The sequence below is a fragment of the Mucilaginibacter sp. genome (genome assembly GCF_028288105.1).
GTDB lineage: Bacteria > Bacteroidota > Bacteroidia > Sphingobacteriales > Sphingobacteriaceae > Mucilaginibacter.
Map to the genome: position 1 here is coordinate 1 of NZ_JAQBOI010000314.1, position 5614 is coordinate 5614.

7 protein-coding genes and 1 pseudogene are annotated in these 5614 nt (G+C 41.6%); 5 read left to right on the forward strand and 3 right to left on the reverse strand.

Annotated elements, in window-relative coordinates; genetic code table 11:
• From JWQ85_RS20750 to JWQ85_RS20760, 3 genes are all read left to right on the forward strand, one after another.
• Window positions 1–846, forward strand: an 846-nt coding sequence (locus tag JWQ85_RS20750; RefSeq protein WP_299471391.1) for a DNA translocase FtsK, incomplete at its 5' end; no start/stop codon positions are given.
• 82 nt (window positions 847–928) lie between these two features.
• Window positions 929–1600: an outer membrane lipoprotein carrier protein LolA gene (locus tag JWQ85_RS20755; RefSeq protein WP_299471393.1), complete on the forward strand. Its 672-nt coding sequence runs from the start codon at window positions 929–931 to the stop codon at window positions 1598–1600.
• A gap of 65 nt (window positions 1601–1665) precedes the next feature.
• The gene (locus tag JWQ85_RS20760) at window positions 1666–2475 is read left to right on the forward strand and encodes a hypothetical protein (protein WP_299471395.1); all 810 of its coding nucleotides are present in this window, start codon (window positions 1666–1668) and stop codon (window positions 2473–2475) included.
• A 64-nt stretch (window positions 2476–2539) separates the two neighbouring features.
• Here the strand turns inward: JWQ85_RS20760 and JWQ85_RS20765 are convergent, their stop codons facing one another.
• Window positions 2540–3673, reverse strand: a complete 1134-nt coding sequence (locus JWQ85_RS20765) for a heparan-alpha-glucosaminide N-acetyltransferase domain-containing protein (protein ID WP_299471397.1) — start codon at window positions 3671–3673, stop codon at window positions 2540–2542.
• A gap of 157 nt (window positions 3674–3830) precedes the next feature.
• On the opposite strand from JWQ85_RS20765, the gene JWQ85_RS20770 reads away from it, so the two are divergent.
• Entirely contained in the window at window positions 3831–4130 is a 300-nt protein-coding gene (locus JWQ85_RS20770; RefSeq protein ID WP_299471399.1) for a hypothetical protein, read from the forward strand.
• Entirely contained in the window at window positions 4127–4888 is a 762-nt protein-coding gene (locus JWQ85_RS20775) for an MBL fold metallo-hydrolase (RefSeq protein ID WP_299471401.1), read from the forward strand. Before JWQ85_RS20770 ends, JWQ85_RS20775 begins: the two co-directional genes overlap by 4 nt.
• On the opposite strand, the gene JWQ85_RS20780 is transcribed toward JWQ85_RS20775, so the two are convergent.
• The gene (locus tag JWQ85_RS20780) at window positions 4885–5343 is read right to left on the reverse strand and encodes a hypothetical protein (protein ID WP_299471403.1); all 459 of its coding nucleotides are present in this window, start codon (window positions 5341–5343) and stop codon (window positions 4885–4887) included. The genes JWQ85_RS20775 and JWQ85_RS20780 overlap by 4 nt on opposite strands.
• A gap of 50 nt (window positions 5344–5393) precedes the next feature.
• A pseudogene (locus JWQ85_RS20785) lies at window positions 5394–5614 on the reverse strand (glycoside hydrolase family 5 protein); the annotation flags it as partial.

The following is a 5614-nucleotide window of genomic DNA, read 5'->3' on the forward strand; positions in this document are numbered from 1 at the left end:
GATACCAAGAAGGTGGTAAACACGCTTAATTCGCTTTGTATTGAGATGGACCAGCGTTACGACTTGCTGAAAGACGCGCAGGTACGTAACCTAAAAGAATACAACACCAAATTTGTTAACCGCAAAATTAGCGACCCCGAGAAACACCGTTATCTGCCGTTCATCGTACTGGTAATTGATGAATTTGCCGATTTGATGATGACTGCCGGTAAAGAGGTAGAACAGCCAATTGCCCGTATTGCACAGCTTGCCCGTGCCGTGGGTATCCATTTGGTTATTGCTACGCAAAGGCCTTCGGTTAACGTTATTACGGGTACTATTAAGGCTAACTTCCCGGCCCGTTTGGCCTTTAGGGTATTGTCAAAGATAGATTCGCGTACGATATTAGATGCCGGCGGTGCCGATCAATTGATCGGTCGTGGTGATATGCTGCTTTCTACAGGCAGCGACCTGATACGCCTGCAGTGCGCGTTTGTGGATACACCTGAGGTTGAACGTATTTCCGACTTTATCGGCAATCAGCGCGGCTATCCTTCGGCTATGTTCCTGCCGGAGTATGTTGGCGAAGGCGAAGCAGGCAGCAGTGCCAAAGATTTTGACCCGGATGACCGCGACCCAATGTTTGAAGATGCCGCACGACTTATTGTGTTGCACCAGCAAGGTTCAACGTCGCTTATTCAGCGTAAAATGAAGCTGGGTTATAACCGCGCAGGCCGTATTATTGATCAGTTGGAAGCCGCAGGCATTGTTGGTCCGTTTGAAGGCAGCAAAGCCCGCGACGTGCTTTATCCGGATGAATACAGCTTGGAACGCCACCTGGAAGAACTACAAAAACCGCGCGATTAAACTAATTAAGTTTATATTACTCTAAACCATTATAAGCCATAATGGTTATTGCCTGTGAGCTTTAAAATCGACAAAAAAGAACATGAAAAGATTATTTATTTACATAGTACTATCTACCCTTACCGTAACTGCAGCCTTCGCGCAAAAAGATGCCGATGCAAAAGTTATCCTCAACAAACTAAGCAAGCAATATCGCAGCTACGATGCGGTTAAAACAGATTTTACACTGACAATTGACAACCAGCAGGCCAACGTAAAAGAAACGCAGACCGGCACGCTTATATCTCGTTCAAAAACCAATAAGTATAAGGTAACCTTATATGCCGCAGGTAAAAAAGCAGTTACGCAGGATATAATCAGCGATGGTAAAAACCAGTGGACTTTCCTTAAAGATGCCAACGAGGTACAATTAAGCGCTGCCGATAACGGTGAAGAAGGCTTTAACCCGGCCAAAATCTTCACCATGTACGAGAAAGGGTATAAATACATTTATACCGGTCAGCAAAAAATTGCAGGTAAAATTTACCAGGTTGTTGACCTAACCCCCGAGGATAGCAAAAAAAGCTTTTTTAAAGTGAGGCTGATGATTGATAAGGTTAAGAATCAGCTTTACAGTACCCAGATATTCGACAAAAACGGCAGCAAATATACTTACACCCTGCGCAGCTTTACTCCTAACTACAAGGTTGCAGAAACCGCTTTTGTGTTTGATAAGAAAGCCTACCCGGGTGTTGAGGTTGTGGATTTGAGGTAAGGGTTTATAATTTAGGAGAAATAAACTATTTGCCTATATTTAGGCATAACTTATCACACTCCTGAATGAGAAAATATCTGATAGCTACTATTACGTTTTTTGTAATAGCCTTTACGTGTAGCTGTACGTTCCTTGCAAATAGTAAAAAGTTTGGTGATACCTCAAAGCTTTTTATTGAAAATCTTTTACATAAAGACTACGACAAATGTATCGATCTGCTGGCTTTTGATCCTGCCAAACCATTAAACAGGGATAGTGTAAAAGCAGGGCTGGATGTTTTCAGAAACATTCTCATAAAAGGTTTTGGAGACAAGCTCGAATACTCTTTTATAAGATCTGAAAAAACATACTCTACTTTAAAAGGTACCGGCACTCCCCCAAATACTACCTTAGTATTTGTGCAATACTCAAACAAAACCGAATTTGGTATTCTCCAGGGCCTGTTTGACGATAAAACCGGGAAGATATTAGATATTAAAACCTTAGATATCAAAGGAAAAATACCGAATATGCTCCCCTTTTGGTTATTTGGGTTAGTCGCCATTTGCATTCCTGCATTTAACATTTATATGATTGTTAAGGTAAAAAGGAGCGACATGCGAACCAAGTGGCTGAAGTATCTGTTCATAGTGATCCTTAACATTCCGGCAATTGGCTACAACGCGGTAAATGGCCTATTCATTAAGTATCTTAATTTACAAATGCTGTTGGGTTTTAGCTTCAATATATCCGACTACTTCGATTCATTTTGGATATTTGGTATACCATTGGGGGGATTAATAATATTATTAAAACTTAAAAGTGGCAATTACAGATCGGCAAATAATGATGTACCGCCTTCTGAAGAGCTAATTCCTGAAATAAATCCGGAATAGATCTACAAAACAAAAGCGAGGGCTTAACCCTCGCTTTTGTTTTGTGTATTTAAGGTTAAAATACCTACACCCTTATATATATCTTTTTATTATCCAGCACCTTACCTACCGCCCAGCAGACCAGCATATAGCTAACGGCAAACAATAGTGACCCAATTGCCCCGGGCGCTATTTTTTGGTAGAATACATCATTTATCCAGGCGTACAGGTTTTTGTTGCCGATGTGGATCATCCAGAAAGCGATAACCAATATTTCTGACAGGATATAAATAGCCAGCGGGTTTTTACCAACAGTGGTGAAGAACGATGTCCAGTTGGCTTTGTTCCATGCGCGCACTTCAACAACATAGATCAAGGCAGCTATCATCACCATATCTATGCCTGTTGTAAGCAGCGTAAAAGGGCTGCTCCAAAGCTTTTTACCTATAGGGAAGCTCATGTTCCAGGTTAAAGCGATGAAGATGAATACACACCCTATTAATGCCAGCCGTGCAATGGTTTCATATCCTTTACCTTTTTCCTGAATAAACTTACCCGCATAATAACCTACAATAACATTCACAATAGCCGGTAAAGTCCCCAGGATACCTTCGGGATCAAAGGCAACACCCTCGCCGTGGTACAGGTGGTTATCTCCTAAAACAAATTTATCAAGGTAGGTACCTGCATTGGTTAGCATCCCGTAAGGGGCAGCATGGTCGCCAAATACCAGCAATAAAACCTGGTAGCCAATTAACAGTAATATGCTGACAACAATAACAGCCGTTTTAGATCTTATAAAGTAAATAATAAGCGAAGCGAATATGTAGCAAAGACCAATACGTTGTAAAACGCCCATTATGCGTGTGTGGTCTATCGGTTTCATTGACCATACGCCATTATGTGGTTCTACAAACGGGAACCAATACATGAGGTAACCGATCAAAAATATGAGCAAGCCACGTTTTAATACCCGGTAAAGAACCGTGCCGGTGCTAAGCGCATCAAACTTTTTCATGGTAAAGCTCATCGCATTACCTACCGCGAATAAAAAAGATGGGAACACAAGATCGGTTGGGGTAAAACCAAACCAGGCAGCATGCTCAAGCGGTGCAAATGGCGCCGCGCCGCTACCGGGCGTGTTTACAATGATCATAAAACAAATAGTTAATCCGCGGAAGACATCCAGCGAAAGAAACCGTTCGGATTTTTGGCTCATAATGGGTACAATTGGTTAAATTATTTCAGGAGAATTATTGCACCAATATAGTAATTTATTAAAGTGAATTACAATAGACCCTAAATCTTTATAAAAAAATTTAAGAAGTTTATTTACAGATCGATGATACATCTATTTACAACATTTTACCGCTGTAATGGTAAATGTTACTATTTTTGAAAAGATGCTTACCATTACCAATCATACACTCGAAAAACTGGAGATGCTGCTTAAAACAGCAGGTTACCGTGTTAGGTATGAGAAAGGTAACTTTAAAACCGGCGCTTGCATGCTGTTAAACAGCCGTGTAATAGTAGTAAATAAATTTGCCAACCTGGAAAGCAAAATAGCCGCGGTAGCTGAGCTGGCCCGCACTCTTGAAATAGATTATAATCTGTTAGACGATAAACAGGCTGCATTTTTACACCAATTAAAACAAACAACCCTGCAGCTGTGACCATTACTTTTTTAGGAACCGGAACTTCACAGGGTGTACCTGTTATTGCTTGCGAATGCGAGGTATGCACATCTGCCGACCGGCACGACAACCGCTTGCGTACTTCTATTTTGGTAGAGGGCGAAGGTAAAGTGATAGTAATTGATTCGGGTCCCGATTTTAGGTGCCAGATGCTGCGGGCTAAAGTAAAACACCTGGATGCCATTGTTTTTACCCACGAGCATAAAGATCATGTGGCTGGCTTGGATGATATCCGCGCGTTTAATTACAAGCAACTTGGGCCTGTAGATGTATATGCCGATGAACGTGTTCAATTAGCCCTGCGCCGCGAGTTTCCCTATATTTTTGCCGACAAAGGCTATCCAGGCATCCCGCAGATAAACCTGCATACCATTGATCTGCAACCCTTTGATATTGGCCAGGTGCGCATTACCCCTATCGAGGTAATGCATTACAAATTGCCGGTTAAAGGCTACCGGATAAGGGATTTTACCTATATCACCGATGCAAAAACGGTTTCGGATATTGAGAAAGAAAAAATTCGTGGTTCAAAAATATTGGTAATAAACGCGCTGCAAAAGGATACGCATATATCACACTTTACGCTGGATGAAGCCATCGCCTTTGCACAGGATATTAATGCCGAGAAAACCTATCTCACCCATATTAGCCACCGCCTGGGCCGGCATGCAGATATTGCCAAAGAACTTCCTACGGGGATTGAGCTGGCCTACGATGGTTTGCAGTTGGATATCTAATAAAGCTCCAGATAACTTACCTCATTTATAGTTGCACGGTAAGCTTCTTTATGGCCTTTCTTTTGCAGGTCTATACGACCCCTAATGGTCATTTGCCTGTTGTTGATCTTATTATATTCGCCATCCTCGGTCTCAAATAATCCAATATGTTTATCTTTAAGGTATAGCGGGCAATCTTGCGTAAAATTCACCCAAAGCGAACGGTTATTACCGTGGTTTGTAAAGGTGCTATCGTTTATCAGAGCAGATATATGCTTGCCTTCCACATATTTGCCAGATACTTCTACATATTGCTTATCGTAAAATTTAATGCTATCTATAAGGTGGGAAAAGCTCACTTTTTTAAACCGGATCTCTGTAGCGCATTCACTGGTGTAGATCTTCTTTTTATGCGTATTGCAAGCCAGCAGGGCTAACGTAAATACCAGTATAATATATACCCTGCTTTGTGCCATGCATAAATGTAAGCGTTTTGGCACATATGAAAGTCATTGTAACATAAATTTCACTTATTCAGCAACCTAAGCTGCTCGCGGATGTATAAACCGGCAGGTGTAAGCTGATTTGCTGTCCACCCGCCTTGGGCTGGTGCACCGGGCTGCAAAATAGCTGTAGTTTCTTTTTTATCAGTAATATTCCAGTTTACCCAGCTAAGCTGGTTTTTCTCTACCCAATCCATCCACTTTTTGTTTTTGGCCCTATCAAATTTGCCATCGCCATTAGCTT

Excerpts from the sequence above, each read along its gene's own strand:
- JWQ85_RS20755 (WP_299471393.1), top strand. The coding sequence starts at position 929 with ATGAAAAGATTATTTATTTACATAGTACTATCTACCCTTACCGTAACT.
- JWQ85_RS20760 (WP_299471395.1), top strand. The coding sequence starts at position 1,666 with ATGAGAAAATATCTGATAGCTACTATTACGTTTTTTGTAATAGCCTTT.
- JWQ85_RS20765 (WP_299471397.1), bottom strand. The coding sequence starts at position 3,673 with ATGAGCCAAAAATCCGAACGGTTTCTTTCGCTGGATGTCTTCCGCGGA.
- JWQ85_RS20770 (WP_299471399.1), top strand. The coding sequence starts at position 3,831 with ATGGTAAATGTTACTATTTTTGAAAAGATGCTTACCATTACCAATCAT.
- JWQ85_RS20780 (WP_299471403.1), bottom strand. The coding sequence starts at position 5,343 with ATGGCACAAAGCAGGGTATATATTATACTGGTATTTACGTTAGCCCTG.